Origin of the sequence: Paenibacillus sp. FSL P2-0136 (assembly GCF_037975325.1) — a bacterium.
GTDB lineage: Bacteria > Bacillota > Bacilli > Paenibacillales > Paenibacillaceae > Paenibacillus_AQ > Paenibacillus_AQ silagei.
In genome coordinates, this window is sequence record NZ_CP150244.1 from 270,490 (window position 1) to 293,324 (window position 22,835).

Annotated in this window: 24 protein-coding genes; 18 read left to right on the top strand and 6 right to left on the bottom strand. The window is 54.5% G+C overall.

What is annotated here, in order from left to right:
- Positions 1-374: 374 nt before the first annotated feature.
- The gene (locus NYE26_RS01145; RefSeq protein WP_339253295.1) at positions 375-1,157 is read right to left on the bottom strand and encodes a carbon-nitrogen family hydrolase; all 783 of its coding nucleotides are present in this window, start codon (positions 1,155-1,157) and stop codon (positions 375-377) included.
- 108 nt (positions 1,158-1,265) lie between these two features.
- Between NYE26_RS01145 and NYE26_RS01150 the strand changes: the two genes are divergently transcribed.
- The 7 genes from NYE26_RS01150 to NYE26_RS01180 all read left to right on the top strand — a co-directional run bounded on the left by NYE26_RS01150 (position 1,266) and on the right by NYE26_RS01180 (position 7,395).
- Positions 1,266-1,694: a MarR family transcriptional regulator gene (locus tag NYE26_RS01150; RefSeq protein ID WP_051477777.1), complete on the top strand. Its 429-nt coding sequence runs from the start codon at positions 1,266-1,268 to the stop codon at positions 1,692-1,694.
- 41 nt (positions 1,695-1,735) lie between these two features.
- Positions 1,736-2,371, top strand: coding sequence for a nitroreductase family protein (locus tag NYE26_RS01155; protein ID WP_155991204.1), 636 nt, complete (start codon positions 1,736-1,738; stop codon positions 2,369-2,371).
- Between the two features lie 37 nt (positions 2,372-2,408).
- Complete coding sequence (locus NYE26_RS01160; protein WP_076083848.1) at positions 2,409-2,705, top strand: putative quinol monooxygenase; 297 nt, start codon at positions 2,409-2,411, stop codon at positions 2,703-2,705.
- 285 nt (positions 2,706-2,990) lie between these two features.
- The gene (locus NYE26_RS01165) at positions 2,991-4,619 is read left to right on the top strand and encodes a phosphatidylserine/phosphatidylglycerophosphate/cardiolipin synthase family protein (RefSeq protein ID WP_339253299.1); all 1,629 of its coding nucleotides are present in this window, start codon (positions 2,991-2,993) and stop codon (positions 4,617-4,619) included.
- Between the two features lie 67 nt (positions 4,620-4,686).
- Complete coding sequence (locus NYE26_RS01170; protein ID WP_339253301.1) at positions 4,687-5,067, top strand: hypothetical protein; 381 nt, start codon at positions 4,687-4,689, stop codon at positions 5,065-5,067.
- A 115-nt stretch (positions 5,068-5,182) separates the two neighbouring features.
- Entirely contained in the window at positions 5,183-5,509 is a 327-nt protein-coding gene (locus tag NYE26_RS01175; protein WP_036700195.1) for a metalloregulator ArsR/SmtB family transcription factor, read from the top strand.
- A 107-nt stretch (positions 5,510-5,616) separates the two neighbouring features.
- Complete coding sequence (locus tag NYE26_RS01180) at positions 5,617-7,395, top strand: SulP family inorganic anion transporter (protein ID WP_339253303.1); 1,779 nt, start codon at positions 5,617-5,619, stop codon at positions 7,393-7,395.
- A gap of 116 nt (positions 7,396-7,511) precedes the next feature.
- On the opposite strand, the gene NYE26_RS01185 is transcribed toward NYE26_RS01180, so the two are convergent.
- Complete coding sequence (locus NYE26_RS01185; protein ID WP_339253305.1) at positions 7,512-7,823, bottom strand: metalloregulator ArsR/SmtB family transcription factor; 312 nt, start codon at positions 7,821-7,823, stop codon at positions 7,512-7,514.
- A gap of 174 nt (positions 7,824-7,997) precedes the next feature.
- Here NYE26_RS01185 and NYE26_RS01190 point away from each other — a divergent pair, with 174 nt between their 5' ends.
- On the top strand, positions 7,998-8,426 hold the full coding sequence (locus tag NYE26_RS01190) for a nuclear transport factor 2 family protein (protein WP_339253307.1): 429 nt from the start codon (positions 7,998-8,000) through the stop codon (positions 8,424-8,426).
- Positions 8,427-8,595: 169 nt separating this feature from the next.
- Positions 8,596-9,303: a DUF1361 domain-containing protein gene (locus NYE26_RS01195; protein ID WP_339253309.1), complete on the top strand. Its 708-nt coding sequence runs from the start codon at positions 8,596-8,598 to the stop codon at positions 9,301-9,303.
- Here NYE26_RS01195 and NYE26_RS01200 read toward each other — a convergent pair.
- The gene (locus NYE26_RS01200; protein ID WP_036722238.1) at positions 9,300-9,665 is read right to left on the bottom strand and encodes an MGMT family protein; all 366 of its coding nucleotides are present in this window, start codon (positions 9,663-9,665) and stop codon (positions 9,300-9,302) included. The genes NYE26_RS01195 and NYE26_RS01200 overlap by 4 nt on opposite strands.
- A gap of 292 nt (positions 9,666-9,957) precedes the next feature.
- Here NYE26_RS01200 and NYE26_RS01205 point away from each other — a divergent pair, with 292 nt between their 5' ends.
- The 9 genes from NYE26_RS01205 (at position 9,958) to NYE26_RS01245 (ending at position 19,663) form a co-directional block, all read left to right on the top strand.
- Positions 9,958-11,505 (top strand): spore germination protein, encoded by a 1,548-nt coding sequence (locus tag NYE26_RS01205; RefSeq protein ID WP_339253311.1) that lies wholly within the window; start codon positions 9,958-9,960, stop codon positions 11,503-11,505.
- Positions 11,502-12,659, top strand: a complete 1,158-nt coding sequence (locus tag NYE26_RS01210) for a Ger(x)C family spore germination protein (protein WP_339253313.1) — start codon at positions 11,502-11,504, stop codon at positions 12,657-12,659. Before NYE26_RS01205 ends, NYE26_RS01210 begins: the two co-directional genes overlap by 4 nt.
- A gap of 2 nt (positions 12,660-12,661) precedes the next feature.
- Positions 12,662-12,865 (top strand): hypothetical protein, encoded by a 204-nt coding sequence (locus NYE26_RS01215; RefSeq protein WP_339253314.1) that lies wholly within the window; start codon positions 12,662-12,664, stop codon positions 12,863-12,865.
- Between the two features lie 27 nt (positions 12,866-12,892).
- Entirely contained in the window at positions 12,893-14,017 is a 1,125-nt protein-coding gene (locus NYE26_RS01220) for an endospore germination permease (RefSeq protein ID WP_036722242.1), read from the top strand.
- A gap of 123 nt (positions 14,018-14,140) precedes the next feature.
- Entirely contained in the window at positions 14,141-14,761 is a 621-nt protein-coding gene (locus NYE26_RS01225) for an alpha/beta hydrolase (protein WP_036722244.1), read from the top strand.
- Positions 14,762-14,817: 56 nt separating this feature from the next.
- Positions 14,818-15,618 carry an aminoglycoside phosphotransferase family protein gene (locus tag NYE26_RS01230; RefSeq protein ID WP_339253315.1) on the top strand — a complete coding sequence of 267 codons (801 nt, stop codon included), beginning with the start codon at positions 14,818-14,820 and terminating at the stop codon, positions 15,616-15,618.
- 48 nt (positions 15,619-15,666) lie between these two features.
- On the top strand, positions 15,667-16,212 hold the full coding sequence (locus tag NYE26_RS01235; RefSeq protein WP_339253316.1) for a DUF1697 domain-containing protein: 546 nt from the start codon (positions 15,667-15,669) through the stop codon (positions 16,210-16,212).
- 163 nt (positions 16,213-16,375) lie between these two features.
- Entirely contained in the window at positions 16,376-18,595 is a 2,220-nt protein-coding gene (locus NYE26_RS01240) for a glycosyltransferase family 39 protein (RefSeq protein WP_339253318.1), read from the top strand.
- An 84-nt stretch (positions 18,596-18,679) separates the two neighbouring features.
- Entirely contained in the window at positions 18,680-19,663 is a 984-nt protein-coding gene (locus tag NYE26_RS01245) for a glycosyltransferase family 2 protein (RefSeq protein ID WP_209877896.1), read from the top strand.
- 75 nt (positions 19,664-19,738) lie between these two features.
- Here the strand turns inward: NYE26_RS01245 and NYE26_RS01250 are convergent, their stop codons facing one another.
- From NYE26_RS01250 to NYE26_RS01260, 3 genes are all read right to left on the bottom strand, one after another.
- Positions 19,739-20,305, bottom strand: coding sequence for an FAD-dependent oxidoreductase (locus NYE26_RS01250; RefSeq protein ID WP_339253321.1), 567 nt, complete (start codon positions 20,303-20,305; stop codon positions 19,739-19,741).
- Positions 20,306-20,424: 119 nt separating this feature from the next.
- Positions 20,425-21,900 carry a HAMP domain-containing sensor histidine kinase gene (locus NYE26_RS01255; RefSeq protein ID WP_339253323.1) on the bottom strand — a complete coding sequence of 492 codons (1,476 nt, stop codon included), beginning with the start codon at positions 21,898-21,900 and terminating at the stop codon, positions 20,425-20,427.
- A complete protein-coding gene (locus NYE26_RS01260) occupies positions 21,897-22,583 on the bottom strand; it encodes a response regulator transcription factor (protein WP_339253325.1) in 687 nt (228 codons plus the stop codon). The genes NYE26_RS01255 and NYE26_RS01260 overlap by 4 nt, the downstream gene beginning before the upstream one ends.
- Positions 22,584-22,835: the final 252 nt, after the last annotated feature.

Genomic DNA, 22,835 nt, shown 5'->3' on the forward strand with positions numbered 1-22,835 from the left:
AACAGCATACAATGTGCAGGCTGGGGTGTGCGCGGCTGAATGTATGCGAAAAACAGCATACAATGTGCAGGCTGGGGTGTGCGCGGGCCGAATGTATGCGGAAAACAGCATACAATATGCAGGCTGGGGTGTGCGCGGGCCGAATGTATGTGAAAAACAACATACAATATGCAGGCTGGGGTGTGCGCGGCCGAATGTATGCGAAAAACAGCATACAATGTGCAGGCTGGGGTGTGCACGGGCCAAATGTATGCGAAAAACCGAACACAATGTGCACGCGCGAGGGTGAGCGGGCCGGAGGCAGTTCAAAAATATTTAATGGGGGCAAAAGATGCCGCCCCCCGCGATAATCCTCTACGTCTGCACCGCCCCTACTACCTATACAACTCCGGACGCCGGTCCGCGAAGACCGGGATCTGCCCCCGTACCTCCCGGACCCGGGCGAGGTCAAGCTCGCCGCGGAGGATCTCTTCGCCCCCGGAGGCCTCGCTGACAATCTCGCCCCAAGGATCGATGATCAGGGAATGTCCAGCGAAGGTATTGGCCGGATCTGCCCCTGCCCGGTTACATGCTACAACGTAGCACTGGTTCTCAATCGCCCGGCTGATCAACAGCGCGCGCCAGTGAGAGAGGCGGGGCAGCGGCCATTCGGCGCTGATGAACAAGATCTCCGCCCCTCCGGCCATATGGACGCGGACCCATTCAGGGAACCGGATGTCATAGCAGATCAGCCCGGCACAGAGAATGCCTTCCAGCGTGAACAGTCCTTTCGCACCGCCGGGCTGGAGGTAGAGATGCTCCTCCATCAGCTTGAACAGATGCAGCTTGCTATACTCCCCGGTGCACGCCCCGCTGCGGTCAAAGACATACATACTGTTCGTAACGCCGCCGTTCTCCTGCCTGACGGCAATGGAGCCGGCAACGATATTCACGCCGTATTCCCGGGCCAAACCTGACATTAAGGCACCCGTGGTATGTCCGCCGGGATCTGCGATTTCGCCCAGCCGGGTCAGGTCATATCCCGTTGTCCATAGCTCGGGAAGAATGATGCAGTCTGGACTGCCGGCGGCAGCCTCACGAATTTTGCGCTCGGCGGCAGCATAATTCACCTCCGGTTTGCCAAATGCTATATCGAGCTGAATCAGGGCTATTTTCATACTGGCAGCCTCCTCCAAAAATTATTAGTTGACGGGTCAATGAATTGGGTGTAAAGTATGTTTTGTCGAAAAGGTTTTGCACAATTTATTTGCGTGAGGGGGTTAATCTTGAGCGAAGTTCAGCCCGATGAACATAAGATCTTCGAACTGCTACAGGCCCTGCACAAAGAAATCGGCCCCAAATTCGAGCGCTGCGCCGGCATGACTCCGACCCGCTTCAGGCTGCTGCAAGAGCTGTACCGGATTTCCGAGATCAGTCAGATTTCCCTGCAAAAGCTTCTGGAAATCGATGCAGCAGCGGTTACCCGCCACTTAAAAGGGCTTGAAGAGAACGGGATGATCGCCCGCCGCAATAACCCAGCCGATAATCGGGTGACTCTCGTCTCCCTGACTGGTCAAGGCCGTGAGCATATCAATGCCTACCGGGAGAACAAGACCGAGTTCATCAGCGATCTGCTAAACGGATTCAATGAACAGGAGCGCACTGTGCTCGCAGAGATGCTTACCCGGCTGCAATATAACATTAATTTACTGTAGCCGGAAACAATAATCAAACCATTTTAAAGGAGCAAATTATCATGAACACTACCAAAAACAATGATTACATCAGCATTATTACAGGACGCCGCTCTATCCGCAAATATGATTCATCCGTCAAAATCAGCAAAGAGGAAATGACAGAGATTCTTACTGAAGCCACGCTGGCGCCTTCCTCCGTGAATATGCAGCCTTGGCGTTTTGTGATCATCGAAAGCCCGGAAGCCAAAGCTAAGCTGGCCCCTATTGCCAAGTTCAACCAGACTCAGGTCGAAACCTCCGCAGCGGTGATTGCCGTATTCGGTGATATGAATAACTTCGATTACGCTGAACAAATCTACGGAACGGCTGTAGAACGCGGACTTATGCCTGCCGAGGTCAAAGAAAGACAGCTGGCCGCCCTGGGCGCCCACTTCGCCAAGCTGCCCGCAGATGTGAACAGAGAGACCGTGATGATTGACGCTGGTCTGGTCTCCATGCAATTGATGCTGTCCGCCCGCGCACACGGGTATGACACCAATCCGATCGGCGGATTTGAAAAGGATCAGATCGCTGAAATGTTCGGTCTGGACAAAGAACGCTACATTCCGGTCATGCTGATTTCGATCGGCAAAGCACTGGAAGAGGGCTACGCCTCCGTCCGTCTGCCTATTGACACGATTGCCCAGTGGAAATAATACTCTATACCCATGAAATTCTAGGAGGAATATCCAAATGATTATTATCCATGCGCTGCTTCATGTGAATCCTGCACGGGAGGAAGAGTTCCTGGCCACAGCGAAGCCGCTGATTGCCGCCACACACGAAGAAGAAGGGAACCTGTCCTACGAGCTGTATAAGCATGCAGCAGACGGAAGTCTCTATATTATGGTTGAGACCTGGCGTGACCAGGCCGCCGTTGCCGCTCACAACACAAGCCCTCACTTCACCGGCTTCGCCGCCAAAGCGGGAGAATTCCTGACCGCACCGCTTGATGTTAAGGTGTATAGCGCTGAGGAATTGAGCAAATAATTACGTTATCAAGTGATTAACCCTATACAATCTGGAATTCCGGGATGCTCCGGCAGTCTAATGACTGCTGCGGGCATCTTTTTTTTAGAGAATAATTTATATGTTTTAGGGTCCCCGCAAAGTACCTGAGTCATCATCGAAGCTAAGGCCCCACTTTGTGGGATTATTTTGATAGGTGCCATGCCGTTTATAAAACGTACAAGCCGGGTATCTTACCTTACCCTTACTTGGCTTGTCATTTGCTGACGAAGCAAGGCGGGGAAGAACGAAGGAGATGAAGACAGCATGACTAATCTACATAATAATCACCGGTTAACCTCAATCCCTGCTGCTGCCGAGCAGGACGGGCAGCTTCAGCAGGATCTCATAGATTACGTGAATTATCATATTTCGGGCGGCTCCCTGGCCTCGCTTACCGAAGGCGCGGAGGAGGCTGAGCCGGCGTTTACCCCTCTTTTGCAAAATGATACCGCACGCGCTTACCGGCAGGAGTGCGGTGGCGTCATAACCGATATGCAGCAACTCGGGCAACTGCCGGGTATAAGCCAGGAATGGCTTAATCAGCTCGCGGATACAGTAGCAGGACTCGATTCCGGAAAGCTCAGGGCTCTGGCCCCGCAGACCACCCGGCATAACCGGGTAGATCCTTATGTGAACGGACCGCAATGTCTGGACATGCTGCTCGGCGAGATCGGCAAGGCTGAGCGTTATATTCATCTGTCCGTGATGCTGTTCTTCAATGACCATTCAGGGAACCTTATCGCTAGTGAGCTGCTTCATGCACTTGAGCGCGGGGTAGAGGTTAGAATCATGGTGAATTATACGGTCACTGCGCTCGGATACGGCCAGAACCTAGAGGTGGGGCAATTCTCCAAGATTGCCGGGCGTCTGGAGCAGGCAGGTGCGAGGCTCCTGGATACCTTCCACTCCTATTACGGTGCAGAGGAATGGGCTGCGAAGCGCAAGGTGCTGAAGTCACAGGGCGTGCCTGAGAGCATCCTTTTTCTGCAGGATAAGGTTCAAGAGGATGTAGAAGTGACCGGGCTGAATGTGATTGACCACCGCAAATTCATGATTATAGACGGAATAACTTCCGTTATCGGCAGTCTGAATATCGGGGACCAGTATACGTTCGCCTCCCCCATTCAGGAAGCCCCGGATCAGCAGGTGGATGGACGTCCGCTCGGTATCCCCGCGAAGGAAGAGGAGTGGCATGACGGCTGCTTCCGCATTCAGGGGGCTGTGGCCCAGTCGCTGAACGCTGTTTTTCACTCCAGGTGGCTGCTGCTCGGGGGAGATCACTTTGACCTGGCGTCACCCTTCTATCGTCCTGCGGTGGACTATGCATTTGGGGAGCAGGAGTGTACGCTCTTCGCGAGCTTTCCCGGCAACCCGGTGAATCTGATTCAGCAATATATTCTGGATGTGATCACCTATGCGGCCGATGAGACTCTTATTGTGAATCCGTATCTGATCGATCAGGCCTTCTGGGACCGGCTGGGTGAAGTGGGGCCGGAGCGCGCCAGCCATCTCGTCATATGCAATCCGCTGGAGATTAATGACCATCCGACGAACCGGGCGGCGGTGCGCAGCAACATGTACGTTCCCTTTTGTAACGGCGTATCCTTCTATGATTATAGTGCGACTGAACGCTTCTCCCACTGGAAAATCATCTACGACCACAGAGCGCAGGCGGTATTTCACGGCTCTTATAATATTAATGAACGGAGTGCCTGCCATGATTACGAGCTGGGCCTGCTGGTGAAGGGCAGAAGCCTCGCGGAGAAGGTGAAGCGCATGATTGATTATGACCTCAGCGTCTCCCGCAAAATCACTGACAAACACGAGTTCTTCAAGCATCCCTGGCTGCATCCCAGCACGTATCTGAACAAAGCAACGCAGAATTACACCTGATATCCTCTCCGGCGCCCGGTCATGTATAATGACGTTATACCAATGAACGAAGATGGAGCTAATGAAGATGAACATACACATTCTTGGACAAGGTCCCCGGACCGGGGAAATCAGATTCGCGGCAGCACAATGGGGGGAAGCCAGAGCCATCTGGTGCGGGCCGCCTGTTCAGCCGGGTGAGGAATGGGTGGCAGAATGGGAGCTGCCGGCGCTGTTCATGAGCTGGGTCGATATTCTGCCTGCTCCCGGCGGTGCCTTTGGCCTGCGTATCGAAGGGGACACGGTCATCCTGACAGGCGTGCTGGAAAATATAGAGGAGGACGGCACGGGTTATCTGCGGATCGGCCGCGACCTGATCATGTTCGAATGCCTGGGTGAACCGATGGCGCTGGGCGGCTTCGTCGAGCTGAGGACCCGTGAAGCGAGGCTGTATCCGGTGAATCTGTAGGGGCCGCAGGGCCCCCGGCGGACGAACTATTTCCTGTCCCGGCATAGCCACCTTCAGGCAAATGAGCTAATATAATATAGATTGAAACAAGTAACACATAAGGAGCAGAAGTCTGATGAACAGCGATATTCAACAATTTAAGACGGAATTCTTCAAGGCGCTGGCGCACCCGATGCGGATTCGGATTCTGGAGCTGCTTAGCGAAGGCGAGAAGAATGTGAACGAGCTGCAGGCGATCCTGGGGTCGGAAGGCTCTGCGGTATCCCAGCAGCTGGCCGTCCTCAGGGCCAAAAATGTGGTCACCAGCGTCAAGGAAGGGACCACTGTCATCTATGCCCTACGTGATCCTCTGATTAAGGAGCTTTTGGCTGTAGCCAGACAGATCTTTGACAATCATCTGGTGAGTACCATTTCCCTGCTTGAAGGCATCCGCAGCGAATAACCCCGGGCTCCGGGGGGCGGATTACCCCGTTGACAAGAGCAGCGGGCAGGAGTAATGTGGGTATTATATTCAAATAATCAGATATTCAGAGAAAAGAAGGTTATAGGATGACAGGGTGGGGCCGTTTCAAAGGCTATAACATTGCTTCGCTGCGCAAGGATATCATTTCAGGGACAATCGTCGGCGTTATTGCCATCCCGCTTGGGATGGCATTTGCTATTGCTTCCGGTGTGAAGCCGGAGTACGGAATCTATACAACCATTGTGGCCGGCATACTGATTTCCTTATTCGGCGGGTCCAGGTTCCAGATTGGCGGGCCTACGGGTGCATTCATTCCTATTTTGTTCGCTATTGCCATGCAGTACGGGTATGAGAATCTGCTGATTGCCGGAATGATGGCCGGGGTGATTCTTGTCTTGATGGGTGTTCTGCGGCTGGGGGTATTGATAAAGTTCATTCCGAAGCCAGTGACCATTGGTTTTACAGCGGGGATTGCCGTTATTATCTTCAGCGGGCAGATTGCGAACTTCCTTGGCCTGAGGGACATGAAGCGGCATGAGAGCTTTATCGACAATATGAAGGAGATCGGGGCGCATCTCTCCACAATCAATCTGTACAGCATTCTGACTGCGGGAGTATGTCTTGCTGTAGTGGTGCTGGGGTTGCGGTTTGCCCCGAAGGTGCCGGGTTCTCTGATTGGACTGTTGTGTGCCACGGTTATCGCAGCCCTGTTCTTCAGCGGCAAGGTGACGACCATCGGCTCCGCCTACGGAGATATCCCGAATACACTCCCCAGCTTTCACTTCCCGGTCATTACGTGGGAGAAAATCAAGCTGCTGATCCGTCCGGCCTTTGTCATTGCGCTGCTGGGGGCCATTGAGTCGCTGCTCTCCGCAGTCGTGGCCGACGGCATGTCGGGCAGCCGCCATGACAGCAACCGTGAGCTGATCGGCCAGGGGGTCGCCAATATCGCCGCGCCGCTCTTCGGCGGGATACCGGCTACCGGTGCGATTGCCAGAACTGCCACCAATATACGCAGCGGTGCCGCTTCTCCGCTCTCCGGGATCATTCACGGTGTGGTGGTGTTCCTGATCCTGCTGCTGTTCGCCCCTTACGCCTCCAGCATTCCGCTGGCAGCGATGGCTCCGATTCTGATGGTCGTAGCCTGGAATATGAGTGAACGCAAGGAATTTCTCCACCTGCTGAAGCTGAAGACCGGGGATTCACTGGTGCTGGCGATTACCTTCCTGCTGACGGTATTCGCTGATCTGACCGTGGCGGTAGAGGTGGGGCTGATCCTGGCCGTTGTGCTCTTCGTCAAGCGTATGGGTGAGGTGCATAGAATCTCCAAGGTGCTGCCTGACCCGTCTTCCGTCAAGGTCGAGGCCCATATGGTAACAGAGAGCCACGACTGTCCGCAGATCGGAATCTACAATGTGGAGGGACCGCTGTTCTTCGGCGCTGCCTACCGCTTCGACCACACCATGCCCGAGCTCGGCCCGGATCAGCCTAAGCTTATCCTGCTGCGCATGGGCAAGGTGCCGCTGATGGATACGACAGGCGAGGCCAATCTGGCAGCGCTGGTGAAGGAGCTGCAGGCCGCTGGCGGCAGACTGATGATCTCAGGCATCCAGAGCCAGCCGCTGGAGCTGCTCAAGAGAACGGGGCTGTATGACCGGATTGGTGCCTCCCAGTTCTATGATCATACCGGTGAAGCGATCAATGATGCGCTGGGCAGCGTGAACCCCAGCCGGTGCCGGGGCTGCGCGCATGCGGCCTTCAGAGAATGCAGCGCCCTCTCGGGGCTGGAGGAATCCTCATCGCGCAGCGCTGCCTTCAAAGGGCGCACTCCGGCGGTGGCTCGCAAGCTGAGCGGCGGGGTATAATCCTTGTAATCCGGAAAAAGAAATCGCCTTTTTGGTAAAATGGAGGGTCCGCCTTCCATTCCAAAAGGAGCGATTTCTTTGTCGTTTAATATACCAAGTACCCGCTTTATCATATATTATTCTAAGTCTCCTGTGTGCAGAATCATATCGACCAGACCTGGGAAACGGGTATTTAAATCATCTTTTCTGAGCGAATAAAAGTGCTGTTTGCCTTCTATGCGCGGCTGGATAATTCCAGCTTCACGAAGCATTTTAACGTGATGGGACAACGTTGATTTTGAGATGTGGTCGACTTCAAAGGCGGAGCAGCGTTTCTCGCCAGAACTGGCTAGACAATAGGCAATCTTCATACGCAACGGGTCACCTAATGCATTACAGACCGTGGTCAGATGCATCTCTGAAACTGTAGGTATCGATAAATTTCTCATAAGGTAGATACTAGCATATTCAATATCTTCTTTCAATGTTCGAAAATTTTCGAATTATCATTTACGTTGCTTATAGAGTGTGATATAGTTCTTCTTATGTTGAATAGTTCGATAATATTCGAACTATAAAACCCGACTAAATATAACACTACAGAAAATTCAGGAGGTAATAAAATGTCTAACACAACAACTGCCGGTAATACCACTAACGCTCAACACACGGATAAGAACATAACCATGTTAAATAACTATTTCCGTTTGTATGATGCCTCCCGCACCGACGATCGGGCTATGCACGATTTGTTGTCACTGTTCACGCAGGATGCTGAAATTGTGTCGGGCGGGAGAAGCCGCACAGGATTCGAGGTAGTGATTAAGACTTTTTATGAACACAACAAAGACATTAAACATATGTGGGACGCATGGGTACTTCAGCCTGATGGCAGCTACCTGACCAACTGGGCAGTATGCGGACAAGCTGCCGATGGCACGGTCTATGCGAAGGCGGGTATAGATATTATGCGTGTGAATGATATGGGGCAGATTATGTATCTGAAGAACGTGCAGACGACTGAGGAAGAGTACAGTGAATTTAATTCGTAAGCGAAATTTATGTCTTTTCAAAATATAAGAATATCCTTCTATTAAAAGACGGCAAAGCCGTCTCCACTAGTCACCGCATTTCCCGCTAAACCTCCCGTATTGGACACTCCTGCCCCATATTTGTACAATTATATCATTGGACTATATCGAGGTAAGGAGATTATCCTTCATGAGAGAACTGAATTATACCAAGGTGTTCATCCTTCTGGCTGCTATGACGGGGGCAACGCTTGCGGTGTACCGCGTAGTTTCCTTGCAGACGGATACGTTCTATACCTTTCTGCTCTGGAATCTGTTTCTGGCTTGGGTGCCGTTCTTCTTCTCCATGGCTGCGCATGAGCTGGATAAGCGGAAGATCGGGGGGCTGCTGATTTTGCCGCTGGGCGTAGCCTGGCTGCTGTTTTTTCCGAATGCGCCTTATATTATGACTGATCTGATCCATCTGACTGTCCGCAAAAGCAAGTATATCGTCGGCGGAACGATCCAGAACCGGTACTGGTATGATCTGACCACCCTCCTCCTGTTCACCTGGAGCGGCTGGCTGACCGGATTCTTCTCCCTGTACCAGTTCCAGCACGTGATCTACCGGAAAAGCAACATGCTGCTCTCGTGGGTCTTCGTCCTGTTCGCCTGTGTCATGGGCGGCTACGGCGTCCTGCTTGGCAGAGTCTACCGGCTGAACAGCTGGGATGTGCTGACGGACCGCCATCAGCTCTACCGGCTGGTCATGGACAGTCTGAACCGGCAGTCAGTGTTCTTCAGCCTGTTCGTCGCCTTTGTGCTGCTGGTGATCTATGCCACGATGTATTGCCTGCTGAACGGGCTGGCGGGCGGGAGCCGCAGGAGTTATTCCGAGGGCCGGAGGAAGAGAGGTTAAGTGTCCTCCTCATCGCCGAGTTCAGGCGGAAGCTCCATGTCCATCTCCAGCTCAGGAGCCGGAACATACTGGTAGCGCTCCAGGTCAACCACGCCCCGTTCATCGAAGATAACGCCCTCTCCGGTTAAATATAGCTGCTGCAGGGAGGCGGATTCGTCTTCGGTGAGCGAGATCATTCCTTTGGCGTTGATGACCCTGTGCCACGGCAGCTTGTACTTCCTGCTCATGGAATGCAGAATGCGCACGACCTGCCGGGCCGCCCGGGGACTTCCGGCCGCCCGGGCAATCCCGCCGTAGGTCATGACGGAGCCTTCCGGGATCGACTGAATAATGAGAATAACTTTTCGCGTGAATGGTGTCATTTTATGTGCTCCTTTTACCTTTCTCTGTAACAATCCCACCGCTGTTATCTAACTGTACTAACCATAACATAAAGCGGCTGCTGCAAGGAGCATTTGCCTTAGTGGAGCAGCGGCTGACGATATCATACGAAGCCTGGACTCAACCGGCCCCTCTTTTACAGAGCGGGCTTATTTGCTGTGCCGTTCAAGGTCCGGGCGGCTTCTGCTTCTCCTATCCAGCAAATTCTGGCGAATAGGAGTTAGAGAGACGGGGGATAATCAGAGCAATAGATCTCTGAGGGGAGTGATAGCGGTGAAGAACAAGCAACCTGCACTGAACAGCGAAGCTGCCGGTACCCTATCAGCGCATCCTCCACTAAGCCCTTCGCTGGAGGAGACGGTGGATCGGCTGCGGAAGATATTCAATAACGACGGGACACTAAGAGTAAGGATTATAGAGAACAGCCAGGGCGCTTCCGTCCGCTGCGGGCTAATCTATGTCGATGGAATGGTGGACCGGAATCTGATTCAGACGGGGATTATCAAGCCGGTACTCGCCTACCAGCCCGCAGAAGAAGAGCACCGGGACCCTAAGGTTCTGATGGAGAGAATCCGGTTGACTGTCATTGATACCCCAGATGTCATGGTCTCCGAGGAGATGGATGGACTGATCGGGGCGGTCGTCAGCGGGAAGGCGGTGCTGCTGCTGGAAGGCTATGCCGGAGGGCTTCTCATCAATGTTCAGGGATGGGACTCCAGAGCGATAGAAGAGCCTACTACAGAGAAAACGGTACGTGGCCCCCGTGAGGGCTTCACCGAATCGCTGCTTGTGAATCTGACCCTGATCCGCCGCAGGGTGCGCGACCCGGATCTGAAATTTGAATTCACGGAAATCGGAACACGCAGCAAGACGCAGACCTGTATCTGCTATATGGGGAGCCTGGCCTCTCCCGACATTATTAAGGAGCTGTATGACAGGCTGGAGAAGGTGGAGCTTGATCTGATTCTGGACACGGGTTATCTGTCCGAGCTGATCCGTGACGAGCCCTACTCTCCGTTTGAAACCGTTGGAAGTACCGAACGGCCGGACACACTTGTGAGTAAAATCATGGAGGGCCGGGTTGCGGTCCTCGTCGAAGGCACCCCTTTTGCGCTGACCGTTCCTTATGTATTCGTTGAGAACTTCCAGGCCAGTGAGGATTATTATATCAACTATTATTTTGCATCGTTTAACCGTGTGCTTAGAGTGTTGGGAGCCTTCATGTCGATCAGTATCCCGGCCGCTTATATTGCCCTTGTAACCTATGCCCAGGAGATGGTCCCCACTCTGCTCCTGCTTAGTATTGCGACTGCCAGGCAATCGGTGCCTTTTCCAACCATAGTGGAAGCGCTGCTTATGCTGACCATCTTCGAGGTGCTGCGGGAAGCGGGGGCACGGATACCGACAGCGATTGGCCAGGCTGTAAGCATTGTCGGGGCGCTGGTGCTGGGCCAGGCTGCTGTGGATGCGAGGATTGTCAGTGCGCCGATGGTCATTGTGGTGGGATTGACAGGGATAACGACGCTGCTCAATCCGAGGCTGACCGGACCGCTGATCATAGCCAGACTGGTGCTGCTGGGCACCACCTTCTTCCTGGGCCTCTACGGGTATTTCTTCGGTCTGCTCGGTCTGGTCATTCACCTAATGAGCCTGCGCTCCTTCGGCGTCTCATACATGCTCGGGGTAGGCTCGATCCGCCCCCAGGATATTAAGGATACAACCGTCCGGGCGCCCTGGTGGGATATGAACTTGCGCCCTGCGGTGATTGGCATGCGCAACCGGAGACGGAAACCGGCCAAGAGACCGGCCAAGCGGTCATGAGATCTCTGCTGAGAAGGTGTACCTCTCTTATCGCACTGTTGCTGCTGCTGAGCCTGGGACTCACCGGCTGCTGGAATTATGCCGAGGTGGATGATATGGCGATTGTCGCCGGAGTGGCCATTGATAAGAATGAGAATGGGAAGCTGCTGCTTACAGCAGAGGTAGTGGATACAGGCGGGTCGGCGGACAAGGCCCAAGCGGGCTACAAGATGGTCAGCCTCAGCGGGAATACGATGTTTGAGATCGTCCGCAATATGATCTCTATGACAGGCAAGAAGCTTTTCTGGAGTCATGCGAAGGCAATCATCATCAGTGAGGAAGCGGCCAGAGAGGGGCTGGTCAAAGTCATTGACTGGTACAGCCGGGACACGGAGACCCGGTCGGATGTGTTCATCTTCGTGTCTGGAGAGAAGACGGCCCGCGAGGTGCTCAATCTGAACAGTACCACGGAAGCGATCCTGTCCTTTGAATTGGCCCAGATGATGCGTGACGAGAGGTATACGAATACCGCCCCGACTGTGGAGATCTGGGATTTCATCGACAAGCTGGAGACTTCGGGGATTAATGCGACGGCTCCAATCATTCATATTCACCGGAAAAATGGTGAGGAGAGCGAAAGGGTGGTAGGTACCGCCGTATTCGTGAAGGACCGGATGGTGGGCAAGCTGAGCGGCGATGAGACGAAGACGATGCTTATCGTCAAAAATGTACTGAAGGGTGGGGTGCTGGCTGTAGATGATAAGCGGGGGAATCCCGCGTATTCGCTGGAGATTATCTCCAATCAGACCAAGCTGAAGCACCAAATGGTGGATGGCAAGCTCCAAATAGACATTCGTACTGTAACCAAGACAGCGCTGGATGAGGTGATGACACCGGATGGATTCCTTAAGGATGAGACGCTTCAGGATATCGAGCAAAGGGCAGCCGAGCAGCTGCAGGCAGATATTCTTGCGTTAATTCATAAGATGCAGCAGGAATACGATGCTGATATTTTTGGCTTTGGCGAGAGCTTGTACGAGAACCAGCCTAAGCTCTGGGACAAAGTGAAGGACCGCTGGCCTGAGGTCTTTGCCGGTCTTGAAGTGAGCGTCAAGTCCAAGGTGACGATACAGAGCAGTGCCAAGACTTCGCGGGCCATCCGGCTGGGGGATTAAGCATGGTCATTTACGTGGTATTCATCTACGCATTGATAGCGGTCATTGATCCGTATGGGCTGCGGAAGAAGGGAATGAAGCGGGATTTCCTGGTCTGCTCCGCCCTGTATCTGATCTCCTTCGCGCTGGCCTTCGCCTTGTCGATGCACTGGGAGATTCCCAGTCCGTCCCCGCTGTTTGTGGATTGGGTGAAAAAGCTATATTAGAGCGCACCGCTGAAGGAGGAGGAGAGTGTGAGCAAAGAGACTATTCCGGCTGGCCAGTCGATCAGCATCGCTGTATTATTTGTCACCGGTGCTTCATTGTTCCTGGGAACCTCGTCACAGTCCGGCAACAGCAGCTGGATTGCCCAAATGTTGGCGATTCTGCTGGCGATTCCCCTTATGCTGATCTATGCAAGACTCCATGTCCTGTTTCCGGGCAAGGATCTGTATGACATGCTGATTGAAGTGTTCGGCTCCGTCCTGGGACGGATGCTCTGTTGTCTGTATATCTGGTATGCTTTACATCTGGGCGCGCTGGTGCTGCGCAATTTCGGGGAGTTCAGCAAGACCGTGGCTTTAACCGCAACTCCGATGCTCGCACCCATGCTTATGATTGGCCTGCTCTGTATGTGGGTGGTCCACGCCGGGATCGAGGTGCTTGGAAGAAGCGCCAAATTCCTGCTGCTGTTCTCGCTGATTGTAATTGTGATCTTACAACTACTCTCCGTACCCAAATTTGAATACCATCATTTGAAGCCGCTACTCCATACCAGATTCAACCTTATTCTTGCAGATACAGCAGGCTCGTTCACCTTCCCTTTTGCCGAGATTGTAGTCTTCCTTGGCGCATTCAGCGCTATTCCGGCCAAGGGCTCTGCCAAGCGGGTGCTGGTCAGCAGCACATTGATTGCAGGGGGGATCATTATTATGATCACGCTGCGCAACCTGCTGATGCTCGGCCCTGATATTCTGTCCAGCCTGTACTTCCCCTCATACGTGGCGGTCAGCCGGATTAACATAGGCGATTTCGTTACCCGGATCGAGGGCTCGGCGGCCATTGTGTTTGTTACGGCGCTCTTCGTCAAGGTCAGTCTGTGCCTGTATGTAACCTGCAACGGGGTAGCGAAGGTATTCAAGCTGGGGAGCTACCGGTCTGTAGTGCTTCAGATGGGGCTGATCATGATCTATCTGTCGGACTTCATATATTCCAATATTATGGAAATGGAGGAGTTCGCTTATCACATCTACAAGGTATATGCCCTCCCGTTCGAAGTGGTGATTCCTGTGGTACTATGGATTACAGCCGAGCTTCTTGCCCGCAGAAGGAACAGTAGACACAAGGCCCTTCCAGAGCAGCAGCCGGAAGGTTCATAGAGCAGCGTCAGCTATTCAGCCCCGCCCTGCGGGGCTGTCCGGTTTTCAACCTGTGCTGAAGTTAGCTATAATGAGAGGCAAGAGAGAATCTCATAGAACAGGTAGGAAAGGCGTGGATGATAGATGAGCGTATCCAGCATTGTAATGTCCTCACATTGGGGCAGAGAGGTCAGACATAAGCTTATTACGCAAGGCTCCAAGATGCTGGCTGTGGTGTTTCCGGGACAGAATTATTCCGCCGAGCGGCCGCTGCTGGATTATGCGGGCAAGCTGGCCCGGGAATACGGCTGTGACCTGCTGCTGCTTGAATACGGCTACCAGGCTGCGAGAGTATCCTTCAAGCGCGAGGAGATTGATATTGTTGCCGAGGAATGCAAGATTGCGCTTGCTTCACTTCCCGACTACGAGCAGCTTTTGTTCATCAGCAAGAGTATGGGGACGATTATTGCGGGTAAGGTTGCGTCGGAGCCCGGAGTGGGCGAGAAGGTCTCGCATCTGTTCCTTACACCTGTTCCCGAGAGCCTTCCGTTCATACGGCAGAGCCGGGGCAGTGTAATTTATGGCGGGAGTGACCCGATGTTCACCGGGCAGCATCCTGCCGAGCTTAGCAGCATGAAGCAGGTAAGGGTATACAGGATTGACGATGCCAACCACGCTCTGGAAGTGGATAGCGTCAACGAATCACTGGCTGTGCTGCTGGTTATTATTAATTTCTATCATGAGTTTTTCCGCGATTCACTATAAAGGGAGATGAGAGCATTTACTCGCGGATCAGTCTGGATTAGCCTGGAGGGCTTGATATGCAGGGGAAGGTAATCGGTCAAGGCAGAACGGCGGAAGTGCTGGAGTACGGGGAAGGAAAGATTCTTAAGCTGTACCGCGATGACGTTCCGGAAGAGCATGTGGACTTAGAATACCGTTTCAGTAAATGGGTCTATGAACAAGGTGTTGCTACTCCGCAGCCCCATGAGCGGGTAGTGGTAGAGGGCAGACCGGGAATTGTGTATCAGCAGATCGCCGGTCCTACCCTGTTACAGCAGATGAACCGGAAGCCGTGGCTGAACTTCAGCGGCTTCAAGCAGATGGCCGGCCTGCATCATAGCCTTCATCAGCTCGATGGCATGGGCGAAGCAGGTGCGCAGAAGCAGCGGCTGGAGCAGCAGATTATCGCCGCGCCCATGCTTGAGACGGAGGAGAAGACGCAGATTCTGTCCCGGCTCGCACAGCTGCCTGACGGGGAGAAGCTGTGTCATGGAGATTTTCACCCGGACAACATCCTGATGGACAGCAAGCTGTGGGTGATAGACTGGATGACCGGCGTCCGCGGCAATCCTGCAGCAGATGTTGCACGGTCGGTGATCATGTTCAGTATCGGGTCCATGCCTGAGTCGGCTTCTGTGTTCACTAAGGGGTTCTTAGGGTTCGCCAGGAAGCGGCTGACCGCGCAATATGTCCGCAGATATCTGAAGCTGTCAGGCTTGACGCTTGCAGATATCAACCCGTGGATACTGCCGGTAGCAGCCGCACGGCTGGTTGAGGGACTTCCGGTTCCCGAGAAGGAACTGCTGGTCCGCGAGATCCGCAGACGCATGAGAGCATAGCGCTGCGGGCAACAGAATAATAGATGATATAGAGAAGGCGGAACGCAGATGAATACATACATTGCCTTACTGCGCGGCATTAATGTCGGCGGCAACAAAATCATTAAGATGCAAGAACTGAAGGCGATGTTCGAAGCGCTTAAATATGAGCATGTACGCACCTACATTCAGAGCGGCAACGTTGTGTTCGAGAGTGAAGGAGCCTCCGTTTCCGGACTTGCCGGGACCATCAGCCAGCGGATTCAGGAGACCTTCGGCTTTGAGGTGCCTGTAATCATCCGTTCTCTGGAGGAGCTGGAGGCGGTCATCGCCGGTAATCCGTTCCCGCAGAGTGAACAGGAAGCCTACAAGCGCCTGTACGTCTCGTTTCTGGCAGCGGAGCCAGCTGCTGAAGCACTGGAGAAGCTCCGTCCCTATGAGGATGGAGCCGATAAGGTGCGGGTGATCGGCAGGGAGCTGTATGCCTTCTATGAAGTGAGTGTGAGCGAGTCGCCGCTGTTCAAGGTGTCATTCGACAAGCTGCTGGGAACGGCGCTTACCGCGCGCAACTGGAACACCCTGAATAAGGTAGCAGCGCTGGCCCGTAAGCCGTAAAGGAAATAGTAGCTCTCCCAAATACCCCACCAGGATGTATCTCTTGGTGGGGTATTTGGCGTGTCCGGCACGTTCAGCAAACATTCAGCGGGCATTCATTGCCGGTTAAGGTACGGATGCCATAATACACCTAAGAAATGAACGAATCGGAGTGGATCAAACGATGAAAATACTGAAGAGGCCGGGTACCGATGTTGTACTGGTAATGATTATGCTGCTGGCAGCCGTCCTGTACGGATACGGAATCTGGAATGACCAATATGCGAATACGTACTATACAACCGCAGTGGGCAGCATGCTGCAGAGCTTCCATAACTTCTTCTTCGCTTCCCTGGATTCAGCAGGGTCTGTAACAGTCGATAAGCCGCCGGTAACCTTCTGGCTGCAGACCTTAAGCGCGCTGGTTTTCGGCCTGCATGGCTGGAGTGTCATTCTCCCGCAGGTGCTCGGCGGTGTAGGCTCGGTACTCTTAGTCTATCTGCTGGTGAAGCCAACCTTCGGACGGGCGGCGGCACGGCTTGCAGCGCTCGTTATGGCGGCCACCCCGGTAGCAGCGGCGGTAAGCCGGACGAACAATATTGATGCGCTGCTGGTATTCACTTTACTGCTGGCAGCATGGTTTCTCTTCAGAGGCACCCGGACCCACCGGCCGGGTAGCCTGCTCGCCGCCTTCGGGCTTATCGGTGTCGCCTTCAATGAGAAGATGCTTCAGGCGTATATGGTTCTTCCGGCCTTTTATCTATTCTATCTTTTGGCAGCCCAGGTGAACTGGAAAAAGAAGACCGGCACCCTTGCAGCCTGCACTGCCGTACTGCTGGCAGTGTCTCTATCCTGGGCTGTAATTGTCGATTCCATTCCGGCAGATAAGCGGCCTTACATCGGGAGCAGCGGCACCAATTCTGTGCTTAATCTGGCTTTTGGCTATAACGGTGTGTCCCGTCTGACCGGTGACCGCAGCACTGGAGGAGCCGGGAGCGGGGGCTTCAGCGGCGGCATGCCCGGAATGAACGGAATGAACGGAATGAACGGGGAAATGCCGGACTTTAGCGGTGAATTCCCGCCCATGGATGGAACTGGCGGACAAGGGGGCGCGGACGGACAAGGGACGATGAACGGCCGAGATTCCGCCGCCGGGGACAATCAGAGCCGTGACAGCGGCGGGACTGCTCCAGGCCAGGACGGACGCGGTGGCGGAATGGTGCCGGGCGGTCAGGACGGCGGGCGGCGCGGTGAAGGAGCGGACGGCGGCTTCGGCGGGTTCGGAAGCCCGAACGGACGCGGCGGGATGAACGGCGGCGGCATGTTCAACACAGGCACTGCCGGTCCGCTGCGGCTGTTCCAGCAGGAGCTGTCCGGCCAGGCGAGCTGGTTGCTGCCGTTCGTGCTGTTTGGCAGCATCGGGATCTTGGCCAGCCTGCGCCGCAGGAGCTTCACCCGGCAGCATAAGGAAGCCATCTTCTGGCTGGCCTGGCTGGTCCCGGTCATGGGATTCTTCAGCATCGCCGGCTTCTTCCACCAGTACTACCTGATTATGATGGCTCCGCCGGTGGCGGCGCTGGCAGGTGCAGGCTGGTCTCAGCTCTGGAGCTACTATAAGGAGCGGCAGACCTGGCTGTCGTGGCTGCTGCCCGCAGCGGTGCTGGCTACAACGGTGCTTGAGGTGTATATTATCCGTCCGTATAACGATACCATCGGCAGCGGCTGGTCCGTGGGCATACTGGCAGCAGGTATTGCAATGACAGTAGTGCTAATAATTCTGCGGCTGCTGAAGGCGGTACGGACTAAGCATTCCTGGTTACATGCCGCTGCGGTAACAGGGTTCCTGGTGCTGCTGATTGGCCCGCTCTACTGGGCATTTACACCGATTGTCTATGGAAATAATAGCATGACTCCAGCAGCAGGGCCGGATAGCGGCAGCCCCTTCGGGATGGGGGCAATGGGCAACATGCCCAACATAGCCAACATGCCCGACATAGCCAACATGGGCGGCATGGGGGGAAGGAATAACGCTGCCGGTATCAATGAGTCTCTGCTGACCTATCTCAAGGAGCATAATACCGGCGAGAAATATCTGTTCGCAGCGATGGATTATGGAACGGCAGGCCCGTATATCATCGACGAAGGGGAGCAGGTCGTCATCCTGAACGGCTTCAATGCGTCAGATACGCCCTACACCCCAGCCACTCTGAAGGAGCTTGTAGAGAGCGGGCAAGTGAAGTACTTCCTGGTCACCAGCGGCGGCATGGGCGGGATGCGGGGCGGCGGCAGCTCGGAGATTACGGAATGGATTACCGCGAACGGGACGGAGGTTCCGGCCGCAGACTGGCAGGGAACGCAGAACAGCGGCAATGCCGGAACCTTGTACGAGATCACCCTGAACTAACCTGCATGAGCAGGAGATCAGGAAGCGCGTATATCCGGTCGTGTGCCGGCGCGCTTCCTTACTACTTTTAAGGAGGAGCTGCCCATGAGTGTTCAAGTGCGCTATTCCATTATAATACCGATGTTCAATGAAGAGGCTGTTATTCAGGAGACCTACCGGCGCATCAAAAAAGTAATGGGCATAACAGGCGAGCCCTACGAGCTGATCTTCGTCAATGACGGCAGTACGGACAACTGCGCGCAGATGATCGAGGAATACAGCTATTGGGATGAAAGTGTGAAGCTGATCGATCTGTCCCGCAATTTCGGGCATCAGGTCGCTATTACCGCAGGTATGGATTATGCGCTGGGCGATGCGGTCGTGATCATTGACGCGGATCTCCAGGACCCGCCCGAGCTGATTCCGGAGATGATTGCGGAGTGGAAGCAAGGCTACCAGGTCGTGTATGCCAAACGGATCAAGCGAAATGGAGAGTCCCTATTCAAAAAGTGGACGGCCAGCTTATTTTACCGGGTGCTGCGTTATTCGACAGATATCTCCATTCCGGTGGACACCGGTGATTTCCGCCTGATGGACCGCAGAGTCTGCGATGAGCTGAAGCGTCTGCCGGAGAAGAACCGCTTCGTGCGCGGTCTGGTCAGCTGGGTCGGATTCCGCCAGAAGGCGATAGAATATGAGCGGGAGGAGCGGCTGGCCGGAGAGACCAAATATCCGTTAGGGCGGATGCTGAAGCTGTCGCTGGACGGCATTACCTCCTTCTCTTATAAGCCGCTGAAGCTGGCGGGTGTTCTTGGGGCACTGCTGTCCGTATCCGGGTTTCTGTACCTGATGTATGTGCTGTATCTGGCGCTCTTTACGGATGCGGCCGTGAAGGGCTGGGCATCGATGATCGGGATCACCTTGACCTTCAACGGGTTCGTGCTGCTCATGCTGGGTATTCTGGGGGAGTATGTCGGACGGATCTATGATGAATCGAAGGGCCGTCCCCTCTATATCGTTCAGGAATTCTACAGCGGCAGGCCGCAGCAGAGCGCGCAGGAGCAGAGAGTCGCCAGTCTCAACAAATAACCATATTCCTTCCACATCAAAAAACCGCCTCTCCTCCAAAAAGGAAAGGCGGTTCTTATGTAACAGCTGTATCTGCTAAGCCTTCAGCAAATCGTGATCGACATAACGTGCGCCGTTCAGCTCACTGATAATGTTAACGGCAACCTTGGCGCCGTCCCCGGCAGTGATTATTGCATGAACACTCATCCCGGCCACAGTTCCTGCGGCCCAGATTCCGTCGATGTTGGTTCTGCCTTCCGGTGTGGCGGCGATCACCGTCTTGATTCTTGGCTCCGTACCTTCTTTAGTCGTTACCCCGGCTGCGGCAGCCAGATCCGTCAGAACACCTGTCGCCAGCACGACATGCTTAGCTTCATAAGCAGCTCCGCTCTCTGTCCCGATGACGAAGCCCTCACCGCTGGCTTCCAGTGAGGTCGCCTGTCCGGCAACCAGCTCGGCCCCGAACTTCACGGCCTGCTTATGTCCGGTTTCTACCAGATCAGGTCCGCCGATCTCACTAATTCCGTAATAATTCTCATACCAGCCTCTGCGGGTCATACCTTTGTCGTTGTCAATCAGCAGTGTTTTTTTGCCGGCCTTGGCAGCAAACAGGGCTGCGCTTGCACCGGCAGGACCGGCTCCGATAATGGCGATTTCGTACATGAGATACCCTCCTAAAAGTTTTGATAGCATAAACCTCATGGAACCACTTCGCAAAACTCACTTCGGAAGCATACGCTTAAGTTTTGATAGCATAAACCTATTATATCGCTATTTACAGCTCATTGGCTAATCCCCAGGCATGGAAGGGAGACCTTGAAGGCAGCGCCCTCACCCGGAGCGCTGGATACCGTCACCTCTCCGTGATGCGCTTCGGCAATGGACCTCGTAATCGATAACCCAAGCCCGGAGCCGCCGTATTTGCGTGTGCGGGAGGAATCGCTGCGATAGAAGCGGTCGAAGACATGCGGGAGATGCTCCGCAGAGATGCCGGAACCGTTATCCTTCACGGTCAGCTCTGCCAGTTCTCCCGCGGCGTGCAGAGATATATGGATGATGCCCTTGACCGCATCGGTATGCTGAACCGCATTGTGGAATAGATTAAGAAGGACCTGTCTGATCTGGTCAGGATCAACCAGGCACCGGATGCCGCAGGCCAGGTCGAAGACAACCTGCCGCTCTCCGGCCAGTACCCGGAGCTGCGCCTGCATGTCGTCGATCAGCTCGCCCAGCAGTACCTGCTTGACCCGCAGCCGGGGTGCGCCGTCCATCCGGGCGAGCAGAAGCAGGTCCTCCACAAGCTTGTTGATCCGCTTGGCTTCACCGTGCATGCTGCTGAGCGCGCTGTAGAGCTGTTCCCGGTTATCGGCAGCTCCGCGCAGCAGCACCTCCAGGAAGCCGTAGATGGACGTCAGCGGCGTCCGCAGCTCATGGGAAGCATCGGCGGCGAACCGGCGCATCTGCTCTTTCGCCTCCCGCTCATTCTTGAACGAAATCTCCAGCCGCTCCAGCATGCCGTTGAAGGACTGGGAGAGCTGGTCGATCTCAAGCTGGCCCTGCTCCTCGGGGAACCGCACATTCAGATTACCGGCATCGATAATCTGGGCCGAACGCCCCATGTTGGATAAGGGGACCAGCGTCTTGCGCAGCGTAGGCAAATACAGCAGCAGCCCGGCCAGCAGAGCCGCTACCGACAATGCGCCGAAGATAAGCAGCTGCTGCAGGATGACATCCCTCAGCGGTCCGGTCTCCACCGTCATCTGCAGGAGCATCCGGGCAGCACCGGGCCTGCCCAAATTCATGAAGACAGCCAGATGTCCGCTGCCATCCCCGGCGGTAATCAACTGGTAATTCCCGCCCCTCTTGTCCTGGGGGAGCTTCAACAGCTGGTCATAAGCCTCATTACTCATTCTCGGTGCAGGCGAAGCGGACAGAGTCTCTTCCTTCAAATCCATGAAGCCGCCATCCTGATTGTAGATAGCGAGGGTAGTATGGGCGTCCAGCAGCAGGGGACGACGGTCTCCTCCGGGTCGTCTGTTACCTGCATTATTGAAGATTTCAAATGGCACAGAGCGTATCTGGGTCTCCATCGCCTCTGCCCGGTTGCTGTATATGAAATTTCGCATGAGTACATACTGGAGTGTGCCGATCAGTATAAGCAATCCTGAGAGAATGAGCAGCGAGGTGACGAGCAACTGCTTGCGCAGGGAACGCGGAGCATGGAATCTGCCCGTGAATCTACGGGTCCGGGCAGTCATACCAGATCCACCCGGTACCCCGCCCCGCGCAGGGTGCGGATGATCCGGTGCTCCTTGTCGCCGAGCTTCTCCCGGAGGGAGCGGATATAGACCTCCACGATATTCTCCTCTCCGCCGAAGTCATAGCCCCACACCTTGTCCAGAATCATCGGCTTGCTCAGGACCAGTCCGTGGTTGATCACCAGATACTGCAGCAGCTCATATTCGGTCGGAGACAGCTCCAGCACCTCCTCCTTATGGCGGATCTCCTTGCGGCGGCCGTCAATCCGGAAGGGGCCGCAGCGGACCTCGCCGAGCAGGCCGGGGAACTGGTTGCGCAGCCGGGCCTGAATCCGGGCCAGCAGCTCCTCGAAGCTGAACGGCTTCACCATGTAATCATCTGCGCCCAGGGACAGGCCCGTGACGCGGTCGTCCACCTCATCCCTCGCGGTCAGCATAATGATCGCCACCTCTGCTTCCTCAGCGCGGAGACACCGGCAGACCTCGAATCCGTCCATGCCGGGCATCATCACATCAAGGATGACGACATGCGGCTTGAAGTCGGCCGCTGCTGCCAGGGCCTCAGCGCCATCGGCGGCGGTCTGTACCTCAAAGCCTTCGTTAATTAGGCCCAGCTCCAGAAACTGAAGGATATGAGGCTCATCATCCACCAGGAGTAGCCGGACACCTTGGGCTGCTTTCATTAGCAATTCCTCCATATCCAGTAATTAAGTAAGTATAGTATGTCCATAGTTTGAAGCCACAGGTTGAAGGTTTGCTGAAAATAGGTCTTTGGAGCCAAACCTTCGATTCATTCGCGCTGATTGCGGTTAATCATATTAATCTAATTATAGTGATTTATCGCGCCATGAATATGAAATATAGTTAGAAATTACTCAGTTTAAGGCGGGCAATAAAGGGTTTTGACGGCGGGTATAGAACACTATTAGAATAAA